This is a genomic window from Bradyrhizobium sp. Kon58, from assembly GCF_055807455.1.
Genome location: NZ_JBVVOT010000285.1, coordinates 1 through 317 on the forward strand (window position 1 = coordinate 1; position 317 = coordinate 317).

At 59.9% G+C, this 317-nt stretch carries 1 protein-coding gene; it reads left to right on the plus strand.

Annotation, left to right across the window (positions count from 1 at the left end):
- On the plus strand, window positions 1–194 hold a 194-nt coding region (locus AC0L20_RS40500; protein ID WP_473295746.1), incomplete at its 5' end, for a hypothetical protein.
- Between the last annotated feature and the right edge of the window lie 123 nt (window positions 195–317).

Consider the following 317-nt stretch of genomic DNA (forward strand, 5'->3'; position numbering starts at 1 on the left):
TTGGCACGTATCTCATCGCGGCCATCGGTGACCAGGTACAGGTGATCGTGATGCTCAAACAGCGCAGTCTCGGCCACTGCCATCAAGCGACGGCGTCAACGAATACACCAGCCCGCAGGCGTTCAGCGGTCTGCGTGAAGCCGGACGCCCGGTTTGGCGTCCTGGAACGGCGTTGGCGCTCGTTGATCACGTGAACCCCACCGCGCCTGAACGTACCGCCGTGATGCCCGTTGCGGGGGGCGCGCGGCAAGACTCCTAACAGTCGCGCAATTTCCATATATCGGAAGTTAGTCGAGAAGGGTAAGAGTGATAAGATT